At 60.2% G+C, this 24,345-nt stretch carries 26 protein-coding genes; 13 read left to right on the top strand and 13 right to left on the bottom strand.

Translation table 11 applies throughout. The features are described from left to right. Positions 1-67: 67 nt before the first annotated feature. Positions 68-2,152 (top strand): oxidoreductase, encoded by a 2,085-nt coding sequence (locus AC0L2B_RS28015; protein WP_473747642.1) that lies wholly within the window; start codon positions 68-70, stop codon positions 2,150-2,152. A gap of 554 nt (positions 2,153-2,706) precedes the next feature. On the opposite strand, the gene AC0L2B_RS28020 is transcribed toward AC0L2B_RS28015, so the two are convergent. Beyond that, a complete protein-coding gene (locus AC0L2B_RS28020) occupies positions 2,707-3,918 on the bottom strand; it encodes a glycosyltransferase family 4 protein (RefSeq protein WP_473747644.1) in 1,212 nt (403 codons plus the stop codon). Positions 3,919-4,374: 456 nt separating this feature from the next. On the opposite strand from AC0L2B_RS28020, the gene AC0L2B_RS28025 reads away from it, so the two are divergent. Next, positions 4,375-5,280, top strand: coding sequence for a glycosyltransferase family 2 protein (locus tag AC0L2B_RS28025; RefSeq protein ID WP_473747645.1), 906 nt, complete (start codon positions 4,375-4,377; stop codon positions 5,278-5,280). Positions 5,281-5,433: 153 nt separating this feature from the next. Here the strand turns inward: AC0L2B_RS28025 and AC0L2B_RS28030 are convergent, their stop codons facing one another. Then, on the bottom strand, positions 5,434-7,014 hold the full coding sequence (locus AC0L2B_RS28030) for a DUF4214 domain-containing protein (RefSeq protein ID WP_473747646.1): 1,581 nt from the start codon (positions 7,012-7,014) through the stop codon (positions 5,434-5,436). Between the two features lie 271 nt (positions 7,015-7,285). Between AC0L2B_RS28030 and AC0L2B_RS28035 the strand changes: the two genes are divergently transcribed. From AC0L2B_RS28035 to AC0L2B_RS28050, 4 genes are all read left to right on the top strand, one after another. Next, positions 7,286-8,443: a glycosyltransferase family 4 protein gene (locus tag AC0L2B_RS28035; protein ID WP_473747759.1), complete on the top strand. Its 1,158-nt coding sequence runs from the start codon at positions 7,286-7,288 to the stop codon at positions 8,441-8,443. A gap of 163 nt (positions 8,444-8,606) precedes the next feature. Further along, positions 8,607-8,861, top strand: coding sequence for a FitA-like ribbon-helix-helix domain-containing protein (locus AC0L2B_RS28040; protein WP_091590043.1), 255 nt, complete (start codon positions 8,607-8,609; stop codon positions 8,859-8,861). Beyond that, complete coding sequence (locus tag AC0L2B_RS28045; protein WP_473494731.1) at positions 8,858-9,295, top strand: PIN domain-containing protein; 438 nt, start codon at positions 8,858-8,860, stop codon at positions 9,293-9,295. The genes AC0L2B_RS28040 and AC0L2B_RS28045 overlap by 4 nt, the downstream gene beginning before the upstream one ends. 116 nt (positions 9,296-9,411) lie before the next feature. Then, positions 9,412-9,867 (top strand): NUDIX hydrolase, encoded by a 456-nt coding sequence (locus AC0L2B_RS28050; RefSeq protein WP_473747760.1) that lies wholly within the window; start codon positions 9,412-9,414, stop codon positions 9,865-9,867. Positions 9,868-9,913: 46 nt separating this feature from the next. On the opposite strand, the gene phnF is transcribed toward AC0L2B_RS28050, so the two are convergent. Together phnF and AC0L2B_RS28060 are read right to left on the bottom strand one after the other, a co-directional pair. Next, positions 9,914-10,699, bottom strand: a complete 786-nt coding sequence (phnF, locus tag AC0L2B_RS28055) for a phosphonate metabolism transcriptional regulator PhnF (RefSeq protein WP_473747647.1) — start codon at positions 10,697-10,699, stop codon at positions 9,914-9,916. Next, positions 10,696-11,877 carry an alpha-D-ribose 1-methylphosphonate 5-triphosphate diphosphatase gene (locus AC0L2B_RS28060; RefSeq protein ID WP_473747649.1) on the bottom strand — a complete coding sequence of 394 codons (1,182 nt, stop codon included), beginning with the start codon at positions 11,875-11,877 and terminating at the stop codon, positions 10,696-10,698. Before AC0L2B_RS28060 ends, phnF begins: the two co-directional genes overlap by 4 nt. 125 nt (positions 11,878-12,002) lie before the next feature. Between AC0L2B_RS28060 and AC0L2B_RS28065 the strand changes: the two genes are divergently transcribed. The 3 genes from AC0L2B_RS28065 (at position 12,003) to phnE (ending at position 14,494) form a co-directional block, all read left to right on the top strand. After that, positions 12,003-12,860 (top strand): PhnD/SsuA/transferrin family substrate-binding protein, encoded by an 858-nt coding sequence (locus tag AC0L2B_RS28065; RefSeq protein ID WP_128172168.1) that lies wholly within the window; start codon positions 12,003-12,005, stop codon positions 12,858-12,860. A 97-nt stretch (positions 12,861-12,957) separates the two neighbouring features. After that, positions 12,958-13,707, top strand: a complete 750-nt coding sequence (locus AC0L2B_RS28070; RefSeq protein ID WP_023799564.1) for a phosphonate ABC transporter ATP-binding protein — start codon at positions 12,958-12,960, stop codon at positions 13,705-13,707. After that, on the top strand, positions 13,700-14,494 hold the full coding sequence (gene phnE, locus AC0L2B_RS28075) for a phosphonate ABC transporter, permease protein PhnE (RefSeq protein ID WP_091590052.1): 795 nt from the start codon (positions 13,700-13,702) through the stop codon (positions 14,492-14,494). Before AC0L2B_RS28070 ends, phnE begins: the two co-directional genes overlap by 8 nt. A gap of 68 nt (positions 14,495-14,562) precedes the next feature. On the opposite strand, the gene AC0L2B_RS28080 is transcribed toward phnE, so the two are convergent. Then, positions 14,563-15,672 (bottom strand): calcium:cation antiporter, encoded by a 1,110-nt coding sequence (locus AC0L2B_RS28080; RefSeq protein ID WP_473747652.1) that lies wholly within the window; start codon positions 15,670-15,672, stop codon positions 14,563-14,565. A gap of 396 nt (positions 15,673-16,068) precedes the next feature. Here AC0L2B_RS28080 and AC0L2B_RS28085 point away from each other — a divergent pair, with 396 nt between their 5' ends. Beyond that, positions 16,069-16,725 carry a TerC family protein gene (locus AC0L2B_RS28085; protein WP_023799561.1) on the top strand — a complete coding sequence of 219 codons (657 nt, stop codon included), beginning with the start codon at positions 16,069-16,071 and terminating at the stop codon, positions 16,723-16,725. A gap of 111 nt (positions 16,726-16,836) precedes the next feature. On the opposite strand, the gene AC0L2B_RS28090 is transcribed toward AC0L2B_RS28085, so the two are convergent. Together AC0L2B_RS28090 and AC0L2B_RS28095 are read right to left on the bottom strand one after the other, a co-directional pair. Further along, positions 16,837-17,967: a site-2 protease family protein gene (locus AC0L2B_RS28090; RefSeq protein WP_091590055.1), complete on the bottom strand. Its 1,131-nt coding sequence runs from the start codon at positions 17,965-17,967 to the stop codon at positions 16,837-16,839. Positions 17,968-18,413: 446 nt separating this feature from the next. Next, positions 18,414-18,851 (bottom strand): CBS domain-containing protein, encoded by a 438-nt coding sequence (locus tag AC0L2B_RS28095; protein WP_473747761.1) that lies wholly within the window; start codon positions 18,849-18,851, stop codon positions 18,414-18,416. 282 nt (positions 18,852-19,133) lie between these two features. Between AC0L2B_RS28095 and AC0L2B_RS28100 the strand changes: the two genes are divergently transcribed. Continuing rightward, complete coding sequence (locus tag AC0L2B_RS28100; protein WP_473747654.1) at positions 19,134-19,544, top strand: DUF427 domain-containing protein; 411 nt, start codon at positions 19,134-19,136, stop codon at positions 19,542-19,544. 58 nt (positions 19,545-19,602) lie between these two features. On the opposite strand, the gene AC0L2B_RS28105 is transcribed toward AC0L2B_RS28100, so the two are convergent. After that, positions 19,603-20,016, bottom strand: a complete 414-nt coding sequence (locus AC0L2B_RS28105; RefSeq protein ID WP_473747655.1) for an HD domain-containing protein — start codon at positions 20,014-20,016, stop codon at positions 19,603-19,605. Positions 20,017-20,165: 149 nt separating this feature from the next. Further along, positions 20,166-20,420 (bottom strand): hypothetical protein, encoded by a 255-nt coding sequence (locus tag AC0L2B_RS28110; protein ID WP_023799556.1) that lies wholly within the window; start codon positions 20,418-20,420, stop codon positions 20,166-20,168. Between the two features lie 250 nt (positions 20,421-20,670). On the opposite strand from AC0L2B_RS28110, the gene AC0L2B_RS28115 reads away from it, so the two are divergent. Next, positions 20,671-21,012, top strand: coding sequence for a hypothetical protein (locus AC0L2B_RS28115; RefSeq protein WP_473747656.1), 342 nt, complete (start codon positions 20,671-20,673; stop codon positions 21,010-21,012). A 67-nt stretch (positions 21,013-21,079) separates the two neighbouring features. On the opposite strand, the gene AC0L2B_RS28120 is transcribed toward AC0L2B_RS28115, so the two are convergent. The 4 genes from AC0L2B_RS28120 to AC0L2B_RS28135 form a co-directional block, all read right to left on the bottom strand. Beyond that, positions 21,080-22,471: a PAS domain S-box protein gene (locus AC0L2B_RS28120; protein WP_473747657.1), complete on the bottom strand. Its 1,392-nt coding sequence runs from the start codon at positions 22,469-22,471 to the stop codon at positions 21,080-21,082. A 169-nt stretch (positions 22,472-22,640) separates the two neighbouring features. Further along, entirely contained in the window at positions 22,641-22,805 is a 165-nt protein-coding gene (locus AC0L2B_RS28125) for a DUF3309 family protein (protein ID WP_023799553.1), read from the bottom strand. A gap of 285 nt (positions 22,806-23,090) precedes the next feature. Beyond that, positions 23,091-23,312 carry a hypothetical protein gene (locus AC0L2B_RS28130; protein ID WP_023799552.1) on the bottom strand — a complete coding sequence of 74 codons (222 nt, stop codon included), beginning with the start codon at positions 23,310-23,312 and terminating at the stop codon, positions 23,091-23,093. An 8-nt stretch (positions 23,313-23,320) separates the two neighbouring features. Further along, positions 23,321-23,503 (bottom strand): hypothetical protein, encoded by a 183-nt coding sequence (locus AC0L2B_RS28135; RefSeq protein ID WP_473747658.1) that lies wholly within the window; start codon positions 23,501-23,503, stop codon positions 23,321-23,323. Positions 23,504-23,674: 171 nt separating this feature from the next. Between AC0L2B_RS28135 and AC0L2B_RS28140 the strand changes: the two genes are divergently transcribed. Beyond that, positions 23,675-24,106, top strand: coding sequence for a hypothetical protein (locus AC0L2B_RS28140; protein WP_473747660.1), 432 nt, complete (start codon positions 23,675-23,677; stop codon positions 24,104-24,106). The last annotated feature ends 239 nt before the right edge of the window (positions 24,107-24,345 follow it).

Raw genomic sequence — 24,345 nt, forward strand, 5'->3', positions numbered from 1 at the left:
TGTCCGGGACTGCGACACGACATCGATGCCTTGAAGAATCTCGTACGACGACGTGAGGAGGGTCTTGTTGTTGCACCGTCATGACTGGGTAGAAACTGCTGAAGAGGCTGGGTCCGGAGTTGCCCGGCTGGAGGTTCTTGTCGCAGACGATTTTCAGGATGAACGCGCCCGCGGTGCGGTAATTGGCACCTTGGCAGTCAAGGGAGGCGTCAGGCGAGGACGCGACATCGAACGCCAGATCGCGATCGATCACGGCGCACTTCGTTTCCAGCCGCTCGTCAGGCCAGGTTGGGGCCGGCAAGGGATCTCCTATGGTCCCTTTCAGCGAGAGGCTGGTCTGGTGCTATTGGTCTCGATCACCAACGGCCACAACACATCGCAGGGATCGCCATTGCCTGATGACCTCGCCAGGCGAGTCTACCGTTGGCTGCGAGGACCCGGCATTGATCCATGGCCCGGCCGTCTGGTTTCCCTGATACAGGCGCCGCGAAAGAGGCTCACCCTTCGCCGTTTTTGGTGGTGGACGCTTAGCACCTCCAGAACCTACCGGGGACCGAACATCGACGAGAACCTGGCTGTCGGTTGGTTCCCCAGTGAGGCGCCGATTAATCCCGTGGAAGAGGGCTGCGGCTTTGTCGTTCATGCCGCCGAAGGCGAAAACGGCGAGCTGTGGGCTCGTGTAGGAAAGCAATGCCTGAGTGCGTTTCGGCGCCTAAAGAACGTTCATGTCTATTATGTCGTGGCGTTGCGAGAGCAGGGCGCTGTCTATTATGCGGCCGCCGACCAAAAAGCCCACGGTCTTGCCGCTTTTCCGATGATGCGTCCGATCGCGATCGATCCTTTCAACAAGGACGAAAAGCTGTTTGCGGGTGTTCATCAGTCGGCACTTGGCCAGATCGGGTTTCGGGTCGACACACGCGTCCAAGCGGTTCAAGTCGGGCGGATACCTGAATTTTCGACGCTGTTTGGCACCGCCCACGCTGCCGATGCACTCGTCGAAGGCTGGCCGGGGCAAATCGCTGCAATCGGGGGGCGGTGGCATTTTTCGCAGGACGCTGGCGATAACCTATCCGTCGTCGATCCTGGTCGCCCTTCAGGATTGATCCACGGACTGCTGGCAATTGGCGCCATCTCGGATGTGTGTGGTCTTGTCTGTCGGTTTCGGGACAACGACAATTTCTGGGTGCTGAAACTGTCGACGCTCGGATGGACCTTGGTGCGCAAGCAATCGGGCAAAGAGATTACGATCGCGACCGGTACGGAACACGCTTTGTGCAAGTGTTCTATCCATTCGGTCCAGATTCTTGACTGGAACGGTCAGCTGAGCTGCTTTCTTGACGGGGTTCGCCTCTTCGAATCGTCTGTCAATGCCGATTCAGTTGAAAACGCTACAGGAGTAGGTATATGGAAAAGCTTCGACAGCGAGCCGCGCTGGCATAATTTCGAGGCTCATCCTTGCGAAGTTCCCATCCCATTGATGGCGCCTCTGGAGGCGCCTTGGAACCAACTCGGAACAAGCCTGTCCTACGCCGACGGCTTTGCCGGTATTGCCGGCGAACTGGATCGCCGCACGTCGGAGTTGGGCGACGGACAATGGGTCAGAACACTGGGCGCCGGGGTCATCGACGTCGACGGGCTGGGCAGCGCCCGTGTGCGCGCGAGCGTGGACAGACCGAACCCGGGTCGAACATTCTATTCGCTGCCATGGGATCTACCGGGATTCGCCGATCTCGAGGTCACCATCGAGCCTCCTGGGGAGCGCCGAGGACAAGATCAGCGCAGCCGGGCAGGACTGCTCTTCTGGCAAGACAGCGACAACTACGTTTGTGTCACGACCTGGCTCGACGATGTCCACCAGGGTGCTTCGATTTCGGTGTTCATCAAGCGGCTCGGCTTTGAGGAACTTTATGACGCGGTTTGGACCAATGTGGCGGACAAGGTCGTTTGGGGAAAACGCTTTTGCATGCGCGTTGCATTCGACGGAAATCGGTTTGCGATCCTGATCGACGACGAACTGGTGATGCAGCGAAGCCTCACCGACATCTATCCCGACGATGCTGCCCTTCAAATTTTGCGGGTCGGGCTCGCTGTCAACTGGGAATGGGAAGATGACACGGGCTCGGTGTTCACGTCGTTCAAGGCCCGGCGCTGAGCGAAAGAAGGTTTTCGTTTTCCAAGCCGTGAACGGTGGGTGACGATTGCCTTGTCATACAGGTCCCGGGTCGACTGGGCTATTTTTTCCCAGGCATAGAGATCGGCGACGGGCGGCTCCCCGGCGTCCGACTTCATTGCTTGACTCAGGATCGGCGAAAAGGCGGACGTTGCGTTCGAACGTGCGGCCGGATCATTTTTTTCGTTAATCCGATTCTCCATGCAACTGAGAAATGTTTGCAGAAGGCTGATGTGAGAACGCCGGTGTCGCCCGAAGCCAGACGAGAGGCACGGTTTGGCCCATCGCGGGCGCGGCATGTTCGTTTGACATGGATCCGCCTTGGCGGAGACTTTCACGTTAACACCGCCGTAGCCGGCCAAAGCTGGTGCTTTCGTTCGCCTTCGAGGTTGCGCGGACGGGTCCGACCAAGATGTCAGGGTGTCGAAGCAGCCAACGTCAAAACCGCCAGGCGGCCGCCCTTTGACGCGACCGGCATGCCGCCGCCGATCGACGGCCTCCGATTCGAGTCGTTCGATAGGCTCAGCGGACCTTGATCAGCGCAGAGCCATTGCGTCCACCTGCAGCATCAGCTCGAGGTAGATTTCAGCGATGGAGCGCCAGGAATAGCTGAGGGATTTTTTATGGCCTGCCTCGATCAAACGTTGGCGCAAATCCGGATATCGCTGGATGTCGAGTACCGCTCTGGCCCAATGTGCCAGATCATCCGGATCGGCATAGAGCGCTGCGTCCTGGCAGACCTCGGGGAGGCAAGGCGATGTCGAGGCCACGACCGGGCATCCGATCCTCATGGCTTCGACGGCAGGCAACCCGAAACCCTCGATCCTGGACGGAAAAAGAAAGCACAATGCACCCGACAGAGCTTTCTTGAAATCATCATCGCTGATCCGTCCGAGGAGCCGGAGATTGTCTGGCTTCGGCTGCGCAAACCGGGAAATCTGCGCTTCGTCGATTTCGCCCGCCATCCACAGGTCCAAGCCCAACGCGTCAAGCAGCGGAGCAAGCCGGACCAGCAATTCGGCGTTCTTGTATTTTTGATCGCGCCCCAGGCATAGCACATAGGGGCGGTCGGGCCGGATTTGCAGCTTCGATCGATCGGCATCCCATCGTTCCGCATGGTCGCTGCCGTTATATGTGACGGTGATCTTCTCCTGCGGTGCGATGCCGTATTTGATGAGATGCTGCCGCGAAAGCTGCGAGACGGTGGTTATATGTGCGGCCCGTCGGCCAAGCAGCGGAAGAATGAAGCGGTGGGCCCATCGGAAGCCGCGCCCATAACTCTCCGGCATCAGCCTGGTATGCAGGTCGTGGATGCATGCGATTTGCCGTGTCAGCGCCACCGGCGCCAGATTGCAGAAGCTGAGCAACCCGCCCTCAACGTGGCGTGGCAGTTGCATCTGCACCCAGAATTGCGGAAGGCGCGGTTTGTTGAATTCGGGGACGACCCGAATGCCAATCGCCTGCAGCGGCAATTGCTCCCGACGCGGGACTGCCAGATCAAGTTCAAGTCCCTGCGCCAACGGATGGCCCTCGTCCAGGAGAGCGTCGAGCGCAAGCGTGACCTCGCGCGCATAGCGGGCAACGCCGTTTGGAGGCAGCGCGACGAAATCGCCATTTATGGTCCAGCGCCTGGTGCGGCCACCGCAGGGCCCCCCGTCCTCAGCGGGAACCGCCGGAAACGAGCTCTTGCCATACCTCTCGAATGGAAACGGATCGGTGCCGATTGTCCCGGCCGCCCTGGCGGCCACGGGCGCAGATCTTCCGAAATTTCGCTGTCCCATAAAGTGCACCATGTCGCGCGATCCACATTCAACCTAGCATCCGGGAGACAGTGCGAACCTCTGCACCTTCGAAGTATGAGCTTATCCCTTGGCGTTAATCCGAGGTCCGCACTGCCTCGCGCTGCTGACGGAGCAGAGTCATGCCCGCGACATTGAAATGAAATTGGTCGTGCCACCTGTCCGGCCGCGTGAGGCGTTCACCCTGGGAAGATTCGGGCACCAATCGTGGGACGCCGTGAACCTGCGCGGCCGCTAAGCCCAAAGGAGAGGCATGCGATCCGAAGATGGGGTTGCTACACCTATCGAGGCAGGCGGTAGCGCCGGATTAGCCCCGCAGCCCCCCTTTTTAACAGGCTGTCTGCCCCCATCCCAGGGCTTACCGTCGCAGCGAAATCGCCCTTGTCGCCTCTAGCAGGATTGCGCATGAAGCTCGTCGTGATCATTGCAACCCTTGGCCGCGGCAGCCAACTTTGCCGATTGCTATCGCATCTGCAGCGCCAGACTCAACCACCTGACGAAGTCGTCGTTTCCGCGCCCGATGCCACGCATGTCGAGCTTCCCGAGACAAGTTGCTTTCCGGTTTCCCTTGTCTTCGGGAAGAAAGGGTCATGCGTGCAACGCAACAGCGCACTCGATCACACAAGCGGACGTTTCGATATCGTCACCTTCTTCGACGACGATTTCGTGCCGGCCGACGACTATCTCGAGCGCGTCACGAGAGCTTTCGAAGAGCATGACGACTGGGCTGTGGTCATGGGCAGAGTGGTCAAGGACGGCGCCGTCAACGCGGGGTTGGATTGGCACGACGGTATGCTGGCTCTCCACCAGTCGGAGCAGGAGCCGCCGCCACAGCCCGAGGTCGTCGATCATCTCGGCGCCTATGGTTGCAACATGTCCATCCGGGCCGCCAGGATTGGCAAGCTGCGCTTCGACGAGCGCCTGGTACTCTACGGCTGGCAGGAGGACATAGATTTCAGCAGCCAATTGAGGTCATGCGGCCGCATCGTCGCGGTGAATACGATCCGCGGCATCCATCTTGGTATCAAGACCGGGCGCGTGAGCGGCGAGCGGTTCGGATATTCGCAGATCGTCAATCCGGTTTATCTGATCAAGAAGGGAACCATGCCCGCTACATTCGCTCTGCCGCTGATGGCGCGCAATGTCGCCGCCAACCTTGTGCGCAGCGTGCGGCCAGAGTCTTACATCGACCGCCGCGGAAGGCTGCGCGGCAACATCCTTGCCATGCTTCATGTCCTGACGGGGCGTATCGAACCCGAATATGTTCTTGATATGGGCAGAATCCGCCATCCCGGAGATCCGCACGCATGATCCTCGCAATTGGCGTTGCCCGTTCCGGTAGTCGCGAAAAGGCGGCCGGGGCACCGCTCGGGCCACCGGACAATTGGCGAACTGCCAGCATCATGTTTCGACCGCTGTCCAGGACACCCAACGACAATCTTGCGGCCAGTAATGTTCATTGAACTATTGAGGCTCGTTCGGAAACAGAACCGTGTGTCTGGAGCGGAACTCATGTGAATGGATCAATTCCGCCACGATCTGTTCTCCACTCGCGTCGCCGCTGTCCAGTTTCGACACGTAATCAGAAAGCCCATGGCCGTCTGGCTCCCGTCCCAGCAATGTCCGATAGAGAATGGCGATATATTGCGCATTTCCAAGACCAACTGGCTGATTGTCGGTCCTGAATTCGACCGATAGTAACATCTTCGTCAGTGTCGGAAAGATAGATGGATCTTTCTTCATCGCGACGACCTCGCGCCACTGCTCGGCCGGAGACGGCATGCGACGCAAGATTAGGCAGTATGCATATGCAATCTGGTTGGCCGGGAGGGCAGACTTGTCGAACGCATCAAGCGAACAGGGCTGAAATGTGTCGGCCACGGGAACCGGAGGCACCGACATCTGGCCCGCAGGCGGCGGGCTCTCCCTCGCGACCGTCGGCGAACTCGAGCCTGCATTGCCGTTCGCAATGGACTTCTTTACGGCATCATATGCCGGCTTTTGCCCGCTCGGCGCCCATAGCCCGTCGCCGCGCTTCTTCAGGTGCACGAGGCCCATAAAGGCCTCGTAGCTTGGCGCCCAGTACGGCTCATCGAGCAGTTCGTAGATATGGGCTGCTTCCAATCCATATGGAGATTGATATCGGCGCAGCATAGTCATCGTCTGCACCAGACCGTCTGCCTGCTGATTTTCTCCCCCCTGGCTGCCCCCAGGGTAGTTGAATTCGGTCAGCCAGATTGGACGACCGAGAGTGGCCAGGAACTTGAATGCTTCCTCGGGGTCGCCCCCGTAAAGATGCCAGACCGATATATCCCATCTGATGCCGTCCTGCAGCATCCGGGTGAACGCTCCGCGGTGACCCCAGCCGGCCGTTCCCATTGCTTTTCTTATGGTCGGATCCACCGCGACGGTTGCATCCGACAGACCGCGCAGCACCGCGCTCACCTTAGACCAGCGCGGGCTGAAGTAATGGGATGTCTCGGTGCCGCCGGCAGGGCCCCAGGAGCAATTGTATTGTATTCCGCCTTCCCGCATCTCGCAGGGCATCAAGATGGCATAATTCTCCATCTCGTTGCCAAGCTCCCAAACGCGGATGTCGTCCTTGAAGCGGGATACCAGTGTCGAAGCGAGATGGTAGGCCTGCGCATAGAGGTCATCGACGGTCCCATTGTCCAGGTCGAGGCCGGGCGTGATTACCGGCAGGATCTCGACTCCGCGCTCCTTGCCCGCCTTGACCAGTTCGGCAAGTTTGGTGGCGCTGTCGAGGCTGGAAATGTTGACGCGATACGACTTCATGCCGAGGTCGCGGACATAATCGAGTTGCTGTTCGATCGATATCCCGGGATAGGCGGTAAAGGGATGGCCATTCACCCCCCAGAGCAGATCCGCTGCGCACGAAGCTGTCATGCCCAGCAGGCATGCCAGGGTTGTCCACAAACGTCTGGTCGCGGCGACGGCCCGTCCAACGGAACCTGGTTGCGATGGATTGGTCGGCCGCTGCATCAGCGCGAACTTGCATGTTTTGCGCCAGACATCATGCGGCATCACTCCACTCGCTGAACTCGCCTGACATCCATCCGAGCACGACGATCGAGATCTGCCGCACTGCCCAACGCAGTCTATCAAAACCGCGCCACGCAGAACCTCACACATTTGGCGTAAACGCCCATGATTGGCCTCGCCATTCGGATGAGAGCTGCCGGGAAGCCTCTGAAGCAAACGACCGGGTACGTCCCAAAGGCCAGGATGCCCCCGCTGTCCTGGTCGTCCAAAGTCGTGGAACTGAGGCATGGCGCTGGTGATCAAAAACCCTGTGATGACACGACATTGGACAATCAACGGCCGCTTTCTCGCGCAGCCGACCACCGGAGTTCAGCGCTACGCACGCGAGATCGTTTCGGCGCTGGACGCCTTGATCGTTGGCCAGGCTGCCTTGACACGGGATCTGACGGTCGAGTTGCTGGTCCCGCCGGGGGCGCTCGACAATATGCCCCTGGCAGCTATCCGTGTCCGGACTGTCGGCAGCTTTGGCGGACATTTATGGGAACAGGCTGTGCTTCCGGCCTGTCTTCGCGGCGGGCTGCTTAGCCTCTGCAATACGGGCCCTGTGACGGTTCGTCGGCAGGTGCTGTGCATTCACGACGTCAATACACGGGCATGCCCGCAGAGCTATTCATTTCCATTTCGGCTTCTCTACCGCACCTTGGTTCCTGCCTTGGGCCGGGCCGCGCATAAGATTACGACGGTGTCGAAATACTCTGCGGGTGAACTGGCGCGCTATGGCGTGTGCCCGGCGGCAAAGGTCGAAATTGTAGGCAATGGGCATGAACATGCGTTGCGATGGGCTCCTTGCCACTCGCAACAAACACTGGCAGTGGCCGGCCCTGGTACGATCGTCGTGCTTGGCAGTTCTATCCCGCACAAAAATGTCGGCTTGATCATCGGCATGCACGAGCGTCTTGCCGCGGCGGGGCTGCAGATTGTTGTTGTGGGCGCTTCAACGTCCCGCGTTTTCGCCAGCAGCGGCGATCAGAAATCGCAAAACGTCATTTGGCTGGGAAGAAGGTCGGACGCGGAACTCGGCGCGCTTCTGCGCGATTGCCTATGCCTCGCGTTCCCCTCCTTGGTCGAGGGTTTCGGGCTGCCGCCCCTCGAAGCCATGGCACTGGGATGTCCGGTGGTCATGTCGGACCGTGCCAGCCTGCCCGAAATCGGCGGCGATGCGGTCTTGTACGCATCACCTTGCGATGAGAATGCATGGTTCGATTGTTTCATGCGGCTGGTCCACGAAGAAGGCCTCAGAACCAACTTGATCGCACGCGGTCGCGCCAGGGCGGCGCGATTTCAGTGGGCCGCGTCGGCTCAGCGCTATCTGGAGCTGATGGCCAGCGTGGATGGATTTCCGTCACTACCACCGCTCATGGAAGTCGAATGCGACCCGAATGAGCGACTTGCGGCGGCCAGTATCATTTGAGATCGTCTCGAGCCCAACGGAAATTTGCCATTCAGGCGCACCACTCCCGTTCAACTCGCATGAGTAGATGGGATCGGGACCAGATGTTTCCGGTCAGGGTTGCGCCTATTGTTGCACTTGCGTAGAATGCAAGCATGTCAATCATCTTGAGGGCTTGCAAGCAATGCCATCCATCACAGTCCGCAACGTGCCCGACGAAGTGCACCGCGCCTTGCGGGTGCGCGCAGCCATGCACGGGCGTAGCGCAGAAGCCGAAATCCGCGACATCCTGGAGAAGGCGGCGCGGCCCGAGGGCCGTGTCAAGCTCGGCTCGCTCCTGGCCGCCATCGGCCGCGAGGCCGGACTTGCGGATGAAGACGTGCGCGCAATACAGCAACTCCGCGACAAGACCCCAGCCGAGCCGATGAAGTTTGAATGATCCTCGTCGACACAAACGTGATTTCCGAGCCGTGGAAGCTCGCGCCCGACCCGGGTGTCGTGGCGTGGATCGACGCGCAGGCTATCGAAACGCTCTATCTATCGGCCATCACTGTAGCCGAGTTGCGTTTCGGTATCGCAGCGCTGCCTGCCGGCAAGCGCCGCGAAACCTTGCACGAGCGCATGGAGCGGGGCGTGTTGCCGCTGTTCAGGGGGCGCGTGTTGCCCTTCGATCTTGACGCTTCGCAAGCCTATGCCGAACTGGCGGCGAACGCCAAAGCGGCCGGCAAAGCAATCGGCAAGGCTGATGGCTATATCGCCGCCACAGCCGCTGCACGGGGCTTCATGATCGCGACACGCGACACCAGCCCTTTCGAGGCTGCGGGGCTGAATGTCGTCAATCCCTGGGTTGGCCAAGCAACGAGCGAGATTTGACCTGGCGTCAGTAGCCGGTCGCATCGACGCAGGGCAGGGCAGTCTTTCGACAAACGGAACATGTCCCGTTCAGCCTGCCTGCGATGATAGGCTGGATGGCGGAGGCATATGAGGCGATGGCGAAAAGAAGTGCAGGCGTCCTGCCTTACCGCAGATCAACCGGTGAACTGCAGGTGCTGCTTGTCCATCCTGGCGGGCCGTTCTGGCAAAGCCGCGATCTCGGCGCATGGTCGATTGCAAAGGGCGAGTATGGTGATGACGAACATCCGGAAGCTGCGGCGCGTCGCGAATTTGTGGAGGAAACCGGCTGGGAGCTCTCGGGAGCGCTGCTTCCGCTGGGAGCGCTGCGCCAGCCCGGCGGCAAGCTTGTTACGGCCTTCGGCGTCGAAGACGATTTCGACGCCGGCACCTTGCGCAGCAACATGTTCGAGATGGAATGGCCGCCGCGCAGCGGCCGCATGCAGACTTTTCCTGAGATCGATCGCGCAGGGTGGTTCGGCCTCGAAATGGCCCGGGAAAAGTTGCTTTTCGGCCAGCGGCCTTTTCTCGACCGGCTTGTGGTGTCTGTCTAAGGGTCGACCCAATGGCCTCAACTGGTCGTGTTGACATGCGCCATAATCAGAAGACGAATTCGACGGATGTCAGCGGCCAGCAGCCGCGGGTCCATTCGATTGGTACGCCGCTGCGGTCCTCGTTGACAGCATTGATGCGGAATACTGGCGTTCCGGGCGTCAGCCGCAGGATGTCCGCTTCATCGGGGGATGCAAAGCCGCCACTGATGCGCGTCTCGGCCCGCCGGTAGTTGTCGATGCCATGCGCGCGGAAAACATCGGTCACCGACTGACGCACATCGTATCTCTGCTCGAAGTCGGGGAAGAGATGCGCCGGAAAGAACTTGGTATTGACGTAAACCGGCTGCTTGTCCGACGTTCTGATCCGGCACAGCCGGATAATGGTGGTGTCAGGTGCGAGACGCAACCGTTCCGCCACGGCCGCTTCGGCCGGTTCCCGGACGATCAGCAGCGTATTGGTGCCGATTTCTTGGCCGTGGGCTTCGAAATTGTCGAGAAAGCGCTGTCCGTCGCGAACAGTGAATGTCGAGGGCAGGTTTCGCACGAAGATACCGACGCCCTTGCGGGCGGTGAGGTGGCCCTCATGCTGTAACTGCTGCAGCGCCCGGCGAAGCGTAATGCGGGTGACCGCGAGTTTCTGTGCCAGATGCGTTTCTCCGGGAAGCTGGCTGCCCGGCGCAAGACTGCCGCTCTCGATCAGATCGAAGATGTGATCGTAGATCTGCTGCCAGATCGGCGTATCGCTGCGTGGCCGAAAGACCAGCCCGTCAAAGGCCAGAAGGCGATTGCCATTGCGCTCGTGTGGTGTTGAAATTTTCGTGTCCAAGGTCATGAAACCTTATCCACCCGCGACCGCCGTGCAGACCGTCGGTCTGTGCGGGAGAGACCGGAGCTATAGACAATTTGTCCATGGACCATGGTGGCCACCACACGCGGATGCTCTGGATCGCCAGCATCGACCAGGATCAGATCCGCCCGGCGGCCGGCAACAAGCGAGCCGCGATCGTCGAGGCCCGCCACCCGGGCCGGGTTTGCCGAAACCAGATTCCAGATCGAGGGGAAATCGCCGGCGTCTGGCGAAGACAGTCTGAAGGCCGCATGCAGAGGCGAAGGGTAGTGGTAATCGCTGGTCAGCACCGTGCAAAGTCCGGCTCTGACGGCCTCGGTGGCATTTAGCGCTCCATTATGGCTGCCGCCGCGCACGACGTTGGGCGCGCCGAGGATCACATCCTCGCCCATTTGCCGCGCGGCCTTGGCCGTTTCGAGCGTTAGCGGAAATTCCGAGGCCTTTGCGCCGAGGGCGCGAAAATACATGCGTTCCTCGGGAGACGCTTCGTCATGGGCAAGAAGCACATTGCCATTGGCCCGCGCAGTTGCGGCCAGCTTCCCGATCGCGATCTCAACCTCGGCGCGGCGGGACCAAATCTGGCCGAGCAACGTCATGTATTGCTCGCGGCTCAAGCCAGACCGCTCCGCCATCTGACCGATCTTGCGGGCAATCGTGCCGTTCAGCACCGACCCCGTGGTATGATCGTTCACGGCGATGATCGGCCGTGGCGAAAGCGAGAGCCATCGTACGACCTGCGCCATCTGATCAAGCGCGAAGGTCTCCCAGCGCAGATGCAGACGCGTATCGCAGCCAAGGCTATCGCGGAGATCGCAGACCGCGCCGATCAGCTGTTTGGCAGCGTCGAGCGAGCGAAGTCCAGGCTCCCACGACACCGTGACGCCGTGAAAGGCCGTGGTTACGCCATTGGCGACAAGCTGGCGGTCCGTATCTTTCAGCGCCAGCGCGGTGTCGAAGCGGACACCGGGCCGCGGCATGATCTGGCGCTCGAAGCCGTCGCCGTGAATATCGACGATCCCCGGAAGCACGAGCAGACCATCGGCATCGATTGTGGAGGCATGGGCCGCTCGCAGCTCTGACAGGGCGCCGCCGGTGACGCTCAGGTCCGCGGTTTCAAGTCCCCGTTCGGTAAGGATGCGACCACCCTGGATGTGCCAGTTCACTATATCCCTCAAAAAAAAATGCAAAGGCTGCCGGCGGCGCCGGCGAAATGTCACGAGCACGTCATCTGCTGCGTATACGGATTAGCGGGTAACAGTTTCCTGTCTATACAGCAAAGGAAAAAACGATGATCCGCAGCATCGCAACCGCACTCGCCCTGACGCTTGCCTCCGCCGTTCCGGTGTTTGCGGAGCCAGTGAAATTCGCGGTAACCGACATGGAGGGACTGGAGGCTCTTCAGCAGGAATTCGGTGCTTTCCAGACCGCTCTTGAGGAGGCGACCGGCCTGGATGTCGAGCTGTTTCCGGTCAGTTCGCGGACCACCGCCGTCGAGGCGATGAATTCCGGGCAGGTCGATCTTGTCCTGACCGGTCCTGCAGAATACGTCGTCATGAAGGAATTAAGCCAGCCGAAGATTGTTGTCGCCTGGCAGCGCCCCGACTATTTCGCTCAGATCGCCGTGCTGGCGAATGGACCGATCCGCTCGGTCGAAGACTTGAAGGGCAAGAAGGTCGCATTCGGCTCGGTCGGCTCAACGTCCCAGCACCTCGGCCCCGCGCAGGCGCTGGCCGATTTCAACCTGAAATATGCCACCGATTACGAACCAGTAATCATATCGCGCAACATCGCGGCTGAGGCTCTCATCCGCGGCGACATCGCCGCTATCGGCTTGAATTTCGGCTATCTCAACTCGGTCCGGGAAGCATTCCCCGGCGTTGCCTTCTCGGTCATCGCACGGGGCCGCGATCTGCCGAACGACATTCTTGTCGCCCGCAAGGACATTTCAGATGACGTGTTCGTCAAGATCCGCGATGCCTTTGCGAAGAATGGCAATGAGCTGATGAAAGCGATCTTGACCGGCGAGGACAACCAGAAATTCAAGGGCGGTTTCTTCCTGACTGATGTCAGGGACTCGGACTACGACTATGTCCGCTCGATGTACCGCACGATCGGAATCGAGACCCTCACCGACTTCGTAAACTGAGGCTTGCTCCTTTTTCATCGACTTGCTCCTTTCAGCGACAAGGCCGGCGGCTAACCGCCGGTCTGTTTCGCAGTTCGGTCTGGGCCAAGAGGTCACTATGACAGCCATCATTCGGGCGCACGATCTTGCGAAGAGCTATGCGAACGGAAAGGTCATTTTCTCCAGTATCGGCCTCACCATAGCATCGCGCGAACGGGTTGCCCTGATTGGCTCGAACGGTGCTGGAAAATCCACCCTGCTCAAATGCCTCATTGGTCTTCTACCGTCGAGCGGTGGCGAGGTCGTCACCCTCGGCGAGAGCTTCCGCTCGGCGCCGTCCGTCGCCCAGCTGCGGCGCATTCGCAGGCAGATCGGATTTGTCTTCCAGCACCACGGACTGGTCAGCCGCCAATCGGTTCTTACAAACGTTTTGCAGGGCAAGCTCGGGCTGCCCGGCGGCTGGCGCGGCTGGCACCATTCCATCGCAAAGCAACACTGGCGCGAGGAAGCAATGCAGGCCCTCGCCGAAGTGCGGCTTCTCGGCAAGGCGGGCGCCCGCGCCGACGCGCTTTCTGGAGGGCAGGCGCAGCGGGTGGCGATTGCCCGTGCGTTGATCCGGCGTCCGAAGCTTTTGATAGCAGACGAACCGGCGGCAAGTCTCGACCCGGCGGCTGGACATGATGTGATGCGCGTCTTCTCCGAGCTGACCCAGGAACAGGCGATCACTTTGGTCTACACCACGCACGACATGGAACATGCTCTCGACTACTCCGACCGCTTGATAGCGCTCAAGGCGGGCAAGGTCTTCTTCGACCGACCGACGGCGCAGGTGACCCGCGCTGATCTGAAAGACGTCTTCGATGCATGACCGCCTTTCGCCGAGCCGAATTCCATCGATCTCGCCCGTCACTTTCAGCTTTGCCGTCGCTTTGGCCGCTCTCGTGATCGTTTCCGCCGGGCAGGTCGCACCTTCGCCGGAACAACTGGCAGGCGGGGTGCCCCGAATGGTCCATCTCGTCGGCCGCATGATACCCCCAAATGTCGAGCCAGGGTTCCTCCTGAGGGTTTTCTGGCGCATGGTCGAAACGTTTCAGATAGCGCTCGTGGGGACAGCAATAGGTGTCGTCCTCAGCTTGCCGTTTGCCTGGCTCTCGGCCAAGGACATAACCCCGATCGGCCCGTTCCGGCATATCTCCAGGATGCTGGTCTCGTTGTTCAGGACTGTTCCAGATTTGGTCTGGGCACTACTTTTCGTGTCAGCCGTTGGTCTCGGGGCGGTTGCCGGCACCATGACCATCGTCGTCGATACGATCGGCTTTTGCGGGCGCTTCTTCGCCGAGGCGATGGAGGATGCCGACGAAAGACCTCAGGAAGCGCTGTTTGCAATCGGCGCCGGACGATTCTCTGTTCTGTGCGGGGCAGTACTGCCTGACGCCATGCCGTCCCTGATAAACACCACGCTCTTCGCGCTTGAAAAGGCAGTGCGCTCATCAGTTGTTCTCGGCCTCGTTGGAGCCGGTGGCATCGGCCAGGAGCTGAAGGTCGCGTTCGATCTTTTCCAATACAGGAATGCCTCGACCATCATTCTCGTGATCTTCGCCATCGTGGTGTTGATGGAGTTCGTGACGGATCGCCTACGCTCGAAGGTCCAGTAATTGCAGGCTAGGCATGTGCGCCGCAAATCGACAGAACGCAGCGATGGCCGAAGACGGCGGGCGATCACCTACGGCACGAAGATAAGGAACAGATAGGCGACAAACACGACGAGATGAACGAGCCCCGTCAGCATCGTTGTTCGGCCCGTCCCAAAGCTCACGATGCTGATGGCAAGCGCGAGGAGGAGAAGCACGGTATCCCCCGGACCCAGACCAAGAGTCAGGCTTCGTCCGGTGAGCAGGCTCGCCGCACCGATCGCCGGGATTGTCAGGCCGATTGTGGCGCAGGCCGAGCCGAGGGCGACATTCAGCCCTCGCTGAAGCTCGTTATTGAGCGCTGCCCGAACCGCCGATACCGCCTCCGGCATAAGCACAAGCGCAGCGACGAAGAAGCCCACGATGGCGTCCGCCTGGGTAACTTGAAGAAACTCGAGCCCATTCTCGATGCTGCCGGCCACCTGCTCGGTCAGAAGAACGATCCCTGCCAGTCCGACAAATAAGAGGAGCACATTGGTGGTCACTTTCTCGCCCTCAGATACATGCTTGTCATGTTCCGCGCTGGAGGTCAGGTCTTCGATAAAATCGCCCCGATGGCGCACCATCTGGGCAAAGACGAAGGCACCATAGAGGAGGGTTGAAAGAACGCTCACGAAAGCGAGCTGCGAGGCGGAGAACGTACCGGGGCTTGTTGCAAGCGTGTAGTTTGGAAGGATCAGCGTAAGAACTGTCAGCGCCATAATGACGGCAAGCGAGGCGTTGGTGCCCTGTCGTTTGATGTCCTGATATCGATGCTTCAGCCCACCCAGGGTGAGGCAGACCCCGACGACGCCAGCGCAAACGATCATGACCGTCGAAAACACGGATTCGCGTGCCAGCGTCGGGTTGTTCTCGCCGTGCAGCATCATCGAAACGATGACCGATGCTTCGATGGCCGTCACCGAAAATGTCAACAGCAGCGTGCCATATGGTTCACCGAGCCGCAGTGCGACGGCTTCTGCATGATGCAAAACCACAAACACTGTCGCGAAGATGAAGATAGCGACGACGATCAACGCAAGGATCTTGATCGAGAGCGGCGAATGCTCGATCGACGCGGCGCCGAAATGAATGAGTGCGGCCAGGCCCAAGGAGCCGATTGGGAACAGATATTGGCCGATCGGTCGCCGATGAGCAGCCAAGACGGAATTCCCTTCATCGCCATCGACGGTCGCAGATCGGGTGTTGGAGAAATTGACCGAAGTTCACCGTATCAACCTTACTTGCGGCTGCCGGCCCGTTCAATGACCGCGTGGCCGATGGACCTGGCTGAACCAGCTTGCCGAGCGATGCCGCATATGCGGATCACAATTAAGCCTTGAGTTTTTGCGCTTGGGGCAATAGCTAGGTGCTACCAGGCCGGGCCCCTCTGGCAGTCCTTCAGGACTGCGATGTCGGACTGGAATTCCAATCCGGGTGGCCTGGCTTTGAGTTTTCTTCAGCTGTAGCGGCATTTCTCTTGTCATACGCGGTGTCCGCGTTGCTCTACGGTTATACTCGCAAGCCGCGTCACCCCTAGCTGAACGCAAGGGTGCCGTATGACAGATTTTTTCAGTCCCGAAGCAATGACCGCTCTCATGCAGGTCATCATGATCGACCTGGTGCTGGCCGGCGACAATGCCATCGTTATCGGCCTTGCCGCGGCCGGACTACCCAAAGAGCAGCGCAGAAACGCAATCGTCGTTGGCATAATCGCAGCGGCCGTTCTGCGCATCGGCTTTGCGGCCGCGACAACCCAGCTCCTGCAGATCGTCGGGCTGCTGTTCGCCGGCGGTCTTTTGCTGTTGTGGGTCTGCTGGAAGATGTGGCGCGAACTCCGGCAAAACCATGCGCAGGAAGCACAGGCGATCGAAGCGCTTTCGGAAAGCGACGTCGACTACGATGGCGTCGTAGCTGGCAAGGCTCCGCGCAAGACCCTGGCCCAGGCAACCTGGCAGATCATCATCGCCGACGTCTCCATGTCACTCGACAATGTTCTGGCGGTAGCCGGTGCTGCGCGCGAACATCCGAACGTGCTGATCTTCGGCCTTGTCCTCTCCGTAGCGCTGATGGGCATCGCTGCAAACCTTATTGCCAATCTGCTTCAGAAGCACCGTTGGATTGCCTATGTCGGCCTGGTGGTCATCCTATACGTCGCTGGCGACATGATCTATCGCGGTGCGCTTGAACTTCTGCCTCATGTCGGGGGCGCTTGAGACACAGAAAAAAGGGCCGGGACGACCTTCGTTCCGGCCGATTTCTGCTTATCGCTCCGCTCCGATTTAGAGCGCACTCACCCGATCCGGCGGTGAAAAGAACCCTTGTGCTCAGATCCGTGTGAATCGTGGCTTGGCCCCACGCAAACGACCAAATCGGAAGGCATCCGACACGGCCGAGCGGATCATGAGCATCTCGCCTATGGTTTCGTGTGTCATGAGCCCGACCAGCCGGTCGGAACTGTCGACGACGGCTACAGCAGGCACATCTGCCTGCTGCATCAGCCGCAGGCTTTCCTCGAGACTTTTGCGGTAATGTATTTTCGGAATATCGTGCCGCATTGCGCTCGCGACCGGTGCGGCGGGTCCCTTTTCCTTCAATGTCCGGATCATGTCGTTGCGTGTCACCAATCCTTCAAGATGGCCAGCGGAGTCGACGACAGGGAATTCGTGCTGCGTCGTCGCGAGCAGCATCTCGATTGCCTGGTCGAGCGTCGCCGACCGTTCCAGCCGGGCGAACTCGGTGATCATCACATCCGCGACAAGGACGCTTGTGGCTACCTCCCGGATCTGTGCGTTTTGCGCTTCCGCTGCCGCGGCGAGATAGACGAAGATGCCGATGAAGATCAGCAGCGGATTGTAGAACAGCCCAACGAAACCGAAGACGAAGGCCAATCCTTGCCCGATCGTGGCTGCGATCTGGGTCGCGCGCGACCACGACAGGCGGGCGGCGAGTGCGGCGCGCAGGATACGGCCACCATCCATCGGGAAGGCTGGGATCATATTGAAGATGACCAGGAAGACGTTGACCCCGGCAAGCCTGGCGAGAAAACTCATACGCGGATCCTCGATCCCGGCCATCTGTTCGACGCCCGCCGACCCGCCGAGCAGGACGAAGATCAGTGCGGCGATCGCGACATTGACCAGCGGCCCCGCGACCGCGATCACGAACTCCTGCCCCGGCTCTTCGGGCATGCGTTCGAGCCTGGCGACGCCGCCGATCGGGAAAAGCGTAATGTCCGGCGTGTTGATGCCGAAATACCGCGCAGCGGCGATGTGGCCGAACTCATGCAGGACCACGCAGGCAAAAACCGCAATGATGAAGGCAACGCCTTGCCAGGCCGCTGGCGTGCCGCCGATCTGATAGTGCGTCAGCCAGATCCAGACGAGCAGAAGCAGGAAGGTAAAGTGAACGCGCACGGTGGTGCCGGCGATCGTCCCGAGGTTCAGCGACCAACCCAAATCCGTCCACTCCGAGAGGCCTGACCTTCGCAAGAGGCCCCACCTTGGCAACAGGTCCCACCTTCGCAACAGACTTTGGCAGGACGCTTGCAATCGTTCGAGAACATCAGGTGCTCAAGCTCATCGTCTGCGACTAAGGGCTGCCCGGCGGCGAGATGCCCGCCTCGGTGTCGCGCGGTCCCGTCGCAAGAACAGCTTATCACGACACGACATCCGGGTGAACGTCTCGGCGCGTGATCTGACGCGTCCGCGCCTGCACGATGATTTCGCCCTGTCGCGCTTTTTTCGGCGCTGAAGGACACGGTGCTTCGGATCGTTGTCATGGATGCTCCTGAACCTTTGCCGAAGAACATCGCAATGCAGAAGGCTCCGGCGGGGCGCCGGCGTTAGCCGACGCACCGCGAAACAAGTGATGTTGACCTTGCGCCGACATGTCGCGGCGTTAGTCAGTGAGCAGTCTGGGAATGCTCGCCGCCCGGCTTCGAGATGTCGCTTAAAGCTTCGCCCGCTTCTGCCGCTTCGCCATTCGTCGCGAGATCGCCAAGCGAGATGATGCCGACGAGCCTCTTGTCGCGGTTCAGAACCGGGAGCCGACGTACCTGCAGGTCGCCCATGTTTTCAAGCACATGCTCGACGTCTTCGTCATCGAAGCAATATTTGACCTCCGGGCTCATGACATCACGCACCTTCGTGTCAGGTCCCTTACCCAATGCTACGCCGCGGATCGCGATATCCCGATCGGTGATCATTCCGACCAGCCGGTCGTGGTCGCCAACGGGCATCACTCCAGCGTCGAGCCTGCCCATGTTCTCAGCCACTTCGCGGATCGACTGTTCGGGATTCGCGACCTGTACATTCCTCGTCATGCAGTTGCCGACCTTCATGGCAATCTCCCTTAACTTGCGAAGCCCCGCCGCCGGTTCCGGTGTCAATCTAGGAAACGAACTCTTCGGCGGTAACGTTCCCTTGAATCTGAATGCCTCGCGGGAGGTTTTCACCTGGAGCCGGAAGGCTGGGAACGCCCGCGTCGCGGGCATCTTGCGGTTGTCTTTAACCGCCCGATGTCGCCGGCTCCCCGATGTCGCCGCTCCAATGAGCGTCTCGCGGCTGGAACCCTGATGGGCGATACGACGTTCCATGAGATCGGCAGCCAACGGAGAAGTCGAATGCAGCCCTTAGCCGCAAATTCCACCAGCCGTCCCGGCGCGCTGACGATTACCCCGTTCAATGGAACCGTGACGGTCAGGTTCTCCGACGCGATCATTGCCTCGACAGAGCGGGCAAAAGTGCTCCATGAAGAGGGGCAAGATCCGGTCTTCTATATCCCGTTCGAGGATATCTATTTCGACCTTCTGGAGAAGACCAACACCACAACCCACTCCCCGCTGAAGGGCACGGCCAGTTACTGGCGGGTCCACGCGGTCGGCGGAGCGGCCGACGACTTCATGTGGGCCTACGAGACACCCGACACGCCGGCATTGGCCATCGCCCGCCATGGCGCCTTCGATCCCAGCAAGGCGCGGATCGATGCCGATCCTGCCGAGGACAAGCGACATACGCCTCACATCCCCGAATAGAGCCTCGCATGAAGGTCGCACATCGGCCGATCACGCCACAGGCGACAATCCTTCGTCATCAGGAGAATTCTTTGTCGAGGATCCGCAGTCCGTCTTCATATTTCGATGTCGACGCGCCAATCTGCTGTGCCTGCCACAAATTGTCGGCAAGATCGGCGCGCTTGACCGGCAGCGCCAATGGGTTGGCTGCTGCTCTGCGCACGAAAGCGAGGTCGTCCTCGTCCGGCCTGCGTGTCATCGCATCGACGGCCGATACGATGGATGTTCCGAAACCTGCCGCCTCGAGCCGCTCGCGATCCCAATCGTCGCTTTTCTCAACAACGTCGTGGAGGTAGGCAACGGCCTTCTGGTCGAGCGTTTCGACGGCATCAACGACCCGGCGGCAATGCTCGATATAGGGCCGTCCGGTCTTGTCCGTCTGCCCCGCATGAGCTTGTTCGGCGATTTTTGCCGCGCGGTAAAGGAAGCTCACTGCCTCGATCCTTGCTGGCCTGTGTGATGCTGCAATCGGCCTTGTTCCGGTCCACAACATGCCTCACCGAACGCGCGACGATTGCCTGAAGTTCCACAGAATGGGCAAGGCTCCGGCGCCGAAACATCTCCAGCGCCGCGAGGGCAGCCTTACAGCTTGCTGCCGCCCTGGTCGCGGGACGCTCCATCGACAATGCCGGAACTGGGCAGAATTCCAAAATCCTGCGACTTGGCACCTTGTGCCGCTGTCAAAAATCCGTCCGCGTGGAGACCGCGCCGCAGCAACTCCCTCACGGCCGCAGACCGGCTTGGCATGCGCCTTTCGAAGCGCCAGTTTTCCAAAGCAGCCAATTCCTCCGACGTTAGCATGATCTGCAGTCGTTCGGGTCTTTCCAGCTCGGCCATTTCTGCCCTCCAGCGCTCAAAGTTAGTATTTGTCTAAGAAGTAGGAAAAGCCTCGCCAGCCGTCAAGACCGGCTCACTGGCCATCGGCGTGAAAGGCTCACAGTTACCGTCAAGCGTCGATCGTGTAGCCTGAGCGGTATGCTAACTTGTTGATTTTGTGTGTTGTTTTATGGATTACGCTTGTCATTCGAGCTGCTATGGCACATGCTGATCTTGAGGGACAAACCGCTCCTGAAAGGAAGGGTTTTCCATGAGAGACGGTTATTCGGCCCATTTGTGTCACGACGTTAACCTGCAAGTTTGGACCGCCGCCCGGTGCAAGGGGATAGTCAATGTCACTGCGGTGGCCGAGGCTGTGCGGCTGCGAAACCTCGCAGAAAACGTTGCGCTTGAAGACGTCGAATGCTTGGTGTTGCAAGCCGCCCAATTCTACGGGGCGGCCATGGAATTCGACAACCTGACCGTGTTTGAACCAGGTAACGTCGATCGGCACTCGCTTGGCTGCGATGCCCTGCCTGGAAGAGGCGACGTCGATGTTCTGGAGGACAGGGCTGTTTCGCCTTATTTTCGCCCGCCGGACCAAACGCAATAGGTCTGGCCGAACACAGTCGGTCGCGGGGAAGGGCTCAGCTTCACGTCACGAGCGCGGCGAAATTCCTTCAATCGGCCGCGATTTCGGCGAAATGCAACGGCGCCTCGAGCGTCCAGGTGATGCCTCGGGCGTGGAACTCCAGCCGCCCACTGCCGCTGAGAGCCTGCGGCGCCACTCGCTCGAGCACGACCAGTCCGAAACCGCGCCCCCTGACAGCGTACAGGATTGGCCCGTCCAACTCACGCCAGACCAGTCGAAAGGTCTCAGCGCCGTCGCCCGCAGGGACCACGCGCCAATCGATCTCGACGCGTCCGCCGTTGCACGACAGCGCTCCATGTTTTGCCGAATTGGTGGCGAGTTCGTGAAAGGCTATGCCGAGATACTGGACGGCGTTCGGCTGCAGTACCACCAGTGGCCCGGCCATCGACACGCGGGACTGCGCTGCGAAGGCCTTGAGCTGTGCCTGGATGAGCTCGCCGACCGTCGCGCCGCGCCATTCGGCATTGACCAGGAGATCATGGGATTCCGAAAGCGCCATGATGCGCTCTCGAACTTGCCCGAGGAAAGCCTCAGGTGTGCTCGTCAGCTTGCTTGTCTCGCGGATCATCGAGATGATGACCGAATACTGGTTCTTCACCCGATGGTTGACCTCGCGCATGAGCAGTCGGATGCGCCGTTCGTTCTCCTTGTGGGAACTGATGTCGCGCGCGATCTTGGAGGCGCCGACGACCCGCCCGATCCCGTCGCGGATCGGTGAGACGGTGAGCGAGACCGAAACGAGCGTGCCGTCCTTGCGCAGGCGCATCGTCTCATAGGAGGGGACGCGTTCGCCGGCGCGGATGCGACTGATGATCGAGACTTCCTCGTCGAGACGGTCAGGCGGAATGAGCATCGTCACCGGCCGGCCGATCGCCTCGGCAGGCGTGTAGCCGAACAGGCGTTCTGCAGCATCGTTCCAGCTGGTAATGATGCCATTCATGTCCTTCGAGACGATGGCGTCCATCGACGACTCGACAATGGCGGCAAGACGCATGCGGGCTTCATCGCCCAGCGTCTGCGTGCGCAGGTCGAGCAGCGTGTTGATGGCACCGACCACATTGCCCGCTTCGTCGCGAAGCAGGCGTGGGTGAGCCCTGAATGGGACCAGTTCGCCATCCGGCCGCTCCGCAATCGCCTGGTCCCAGGAGACATCCCGCCCTTCGCGCAGCGCCACGGCCATCGGACACTCGCCATGCGCCATATCCCGACCGTCCAGATGACGAAGCTTCCACGAGCCGCACCATAGGTCCCGACCGATAACAGGACGATGGCCCCAGAGCTCAGCTGCGGCTTCGTTGAAGAAGGTGATGCGTCCCTGCCCGTCGACGGTGTAGATGGCGACCGGCAGTGCCTGCATCAGATCGGCAGTGGGAATGCCCGGAACTCCGAGGCCGACATCGGCTTGTTCAACGAAGTTCACTTATGGCGCCATTCTCGTGGATTTCTGAGCGGCTATAATGCCCTTGAGCGGTTTCGGTTCCGTCCGGACAATCACGTGCGGCCCCCTTTGCCCGCAGCCGCGGCGACATTCCTGGGCAAGGCATCAGGCCGACACGGGATCATCGCCAAATTGTCCGCCTAATCGTGTACTAAATGCGCCCGAGAAGGACCAGGATAATAACGATCAGCAGCACGAGACCGAGGCCGCCGCCACCATAATAGCCGGTGCCGTAGAACGGTCCCCCACCCAAACCGCTGAACCCGCCAAGCAAGATAAGGATCAAAATGATGATGAGTATGGTTCCGAGGCTCATGGTGGTTCTCCCATTCGTGCGCTGCCGCGCCGTACAAGGGCACGTCCATGCGCCTGTTGATGACGGTATGAACTCCCAGAGGGGCTTCCTGTTCCACCGGAAGTAGCATCGCTGTCGCTCGTCTAGCGGGAAAAACCGGTGGCCTCACGAGAAAGCCCGCCGGCCGGGAGCCAGCGGGCGACAGGCTTTCTCAGCCTCGGACCGCCGGGAGGAACGGCGATCACAGCAAAAATGCCTGACGCAGTCGGAAGTTGCGGCGGTAGGCCAAAGTAGGCCACAGCCACTCTACCGCCCTTTGTTTGCCGGCCGGGTGCCGCCGCCCTTCTTTTCCGGGTCATGAGTATGGTGGCTGTCGCGTTCGCCCCCGCCACCGGAGATCTTGCTGCGGCTGCGCAGATCGGAATCGGCTGGCGGCTTTTCTATCACCAGCGGCTCCTTGGCATTTTCGTGCGATGCGCCAGGACCGCCATGGCGGATGCTGGCGCGTGTCTTCTTCGACGTGGACATGAAATCACCTAACGGTCCTGCTGATGGCCTTGATGGGTCGTGTTGACCTTCGTATTGCCCTGCTGGCCCTGTTTCTCGGGATTTGGGGCGGAATGGCTGTGCTGCGTTTGGTCGACAGGAACCGACTTCTTATCGCCCGGACCCTTTGGGCTCTGGTTCTCTGCCGGAACGGGTGGTGGTTTTGTGCTCATGACCGTCTCCTTTCACTAGCCAAAACAAGCAGACCCCCGGGAAGGTTCCTGATCCGAACCGGGCGAGGGGCAAACTTCCTGACATTGCCAATTCTGGCCTTGTCGGCGCGTCGCAGCGCAATAATCTTCTGTTAGGGCGTGGGCACTTCCACCTGTTGAAAGGAGCCGACCATGAAACACCAAACACTCGACCAACTGCAGACAGTTGCGAAAGTTGAGCCCTCGGCGACATACCCGACCATGACTCGGGCGCAGCGGATCGAGCGTTGGGCAGAGCTTCTCGAACAAAATCCACGGCGTTGCCTCGGAGCCCTTTCAGGCACCGAATATCTCAGTCCTGAAGCTCGTGACGTAGCGCGTGGCGCGGGGTCGCCGATCACCGTTGCCTATGAGGATCCGGTGCTGCGCGCCATGGGTCTGAAAGATGATACCTACGGTGAGGCAAAGCGCTTCTTCGAGCTAAGTGACTGGCAGTTGCACAACATCGTCTGTCACTGTCACGTTGGTGCTACGATGCAAGCGCGATGGGCTGCCGCCAGAGTCCGCCGGTCAATTACCGGGAACAGACTCCTGGCCTGGCTGAAGGCAAGGTTTGTGCATTGAAGCCGGCCAAGAACGGTGACGACAAGTCTTGATCGTTCTCGTTAGCGGCTGGCCGCCAAAGCTGGTGCATCGCCGGCGCCGCAGTGTTTGATCGAGTCGACGCTCTGCATCCAGGGCGGCCGGGCGAAGACTGTTGGCCGGGTCCCTTGTCGGAGGGGCAGGAAGCTCGATTCATGTGAACGCGGCCCGCGCCCACGATCCATGCCAGCACAGATGCATCGTTGGCGTAATCCCGTCCC

Source organism: Mesorhizobium sp. WSM4815 (assembly GCF_055811575.1).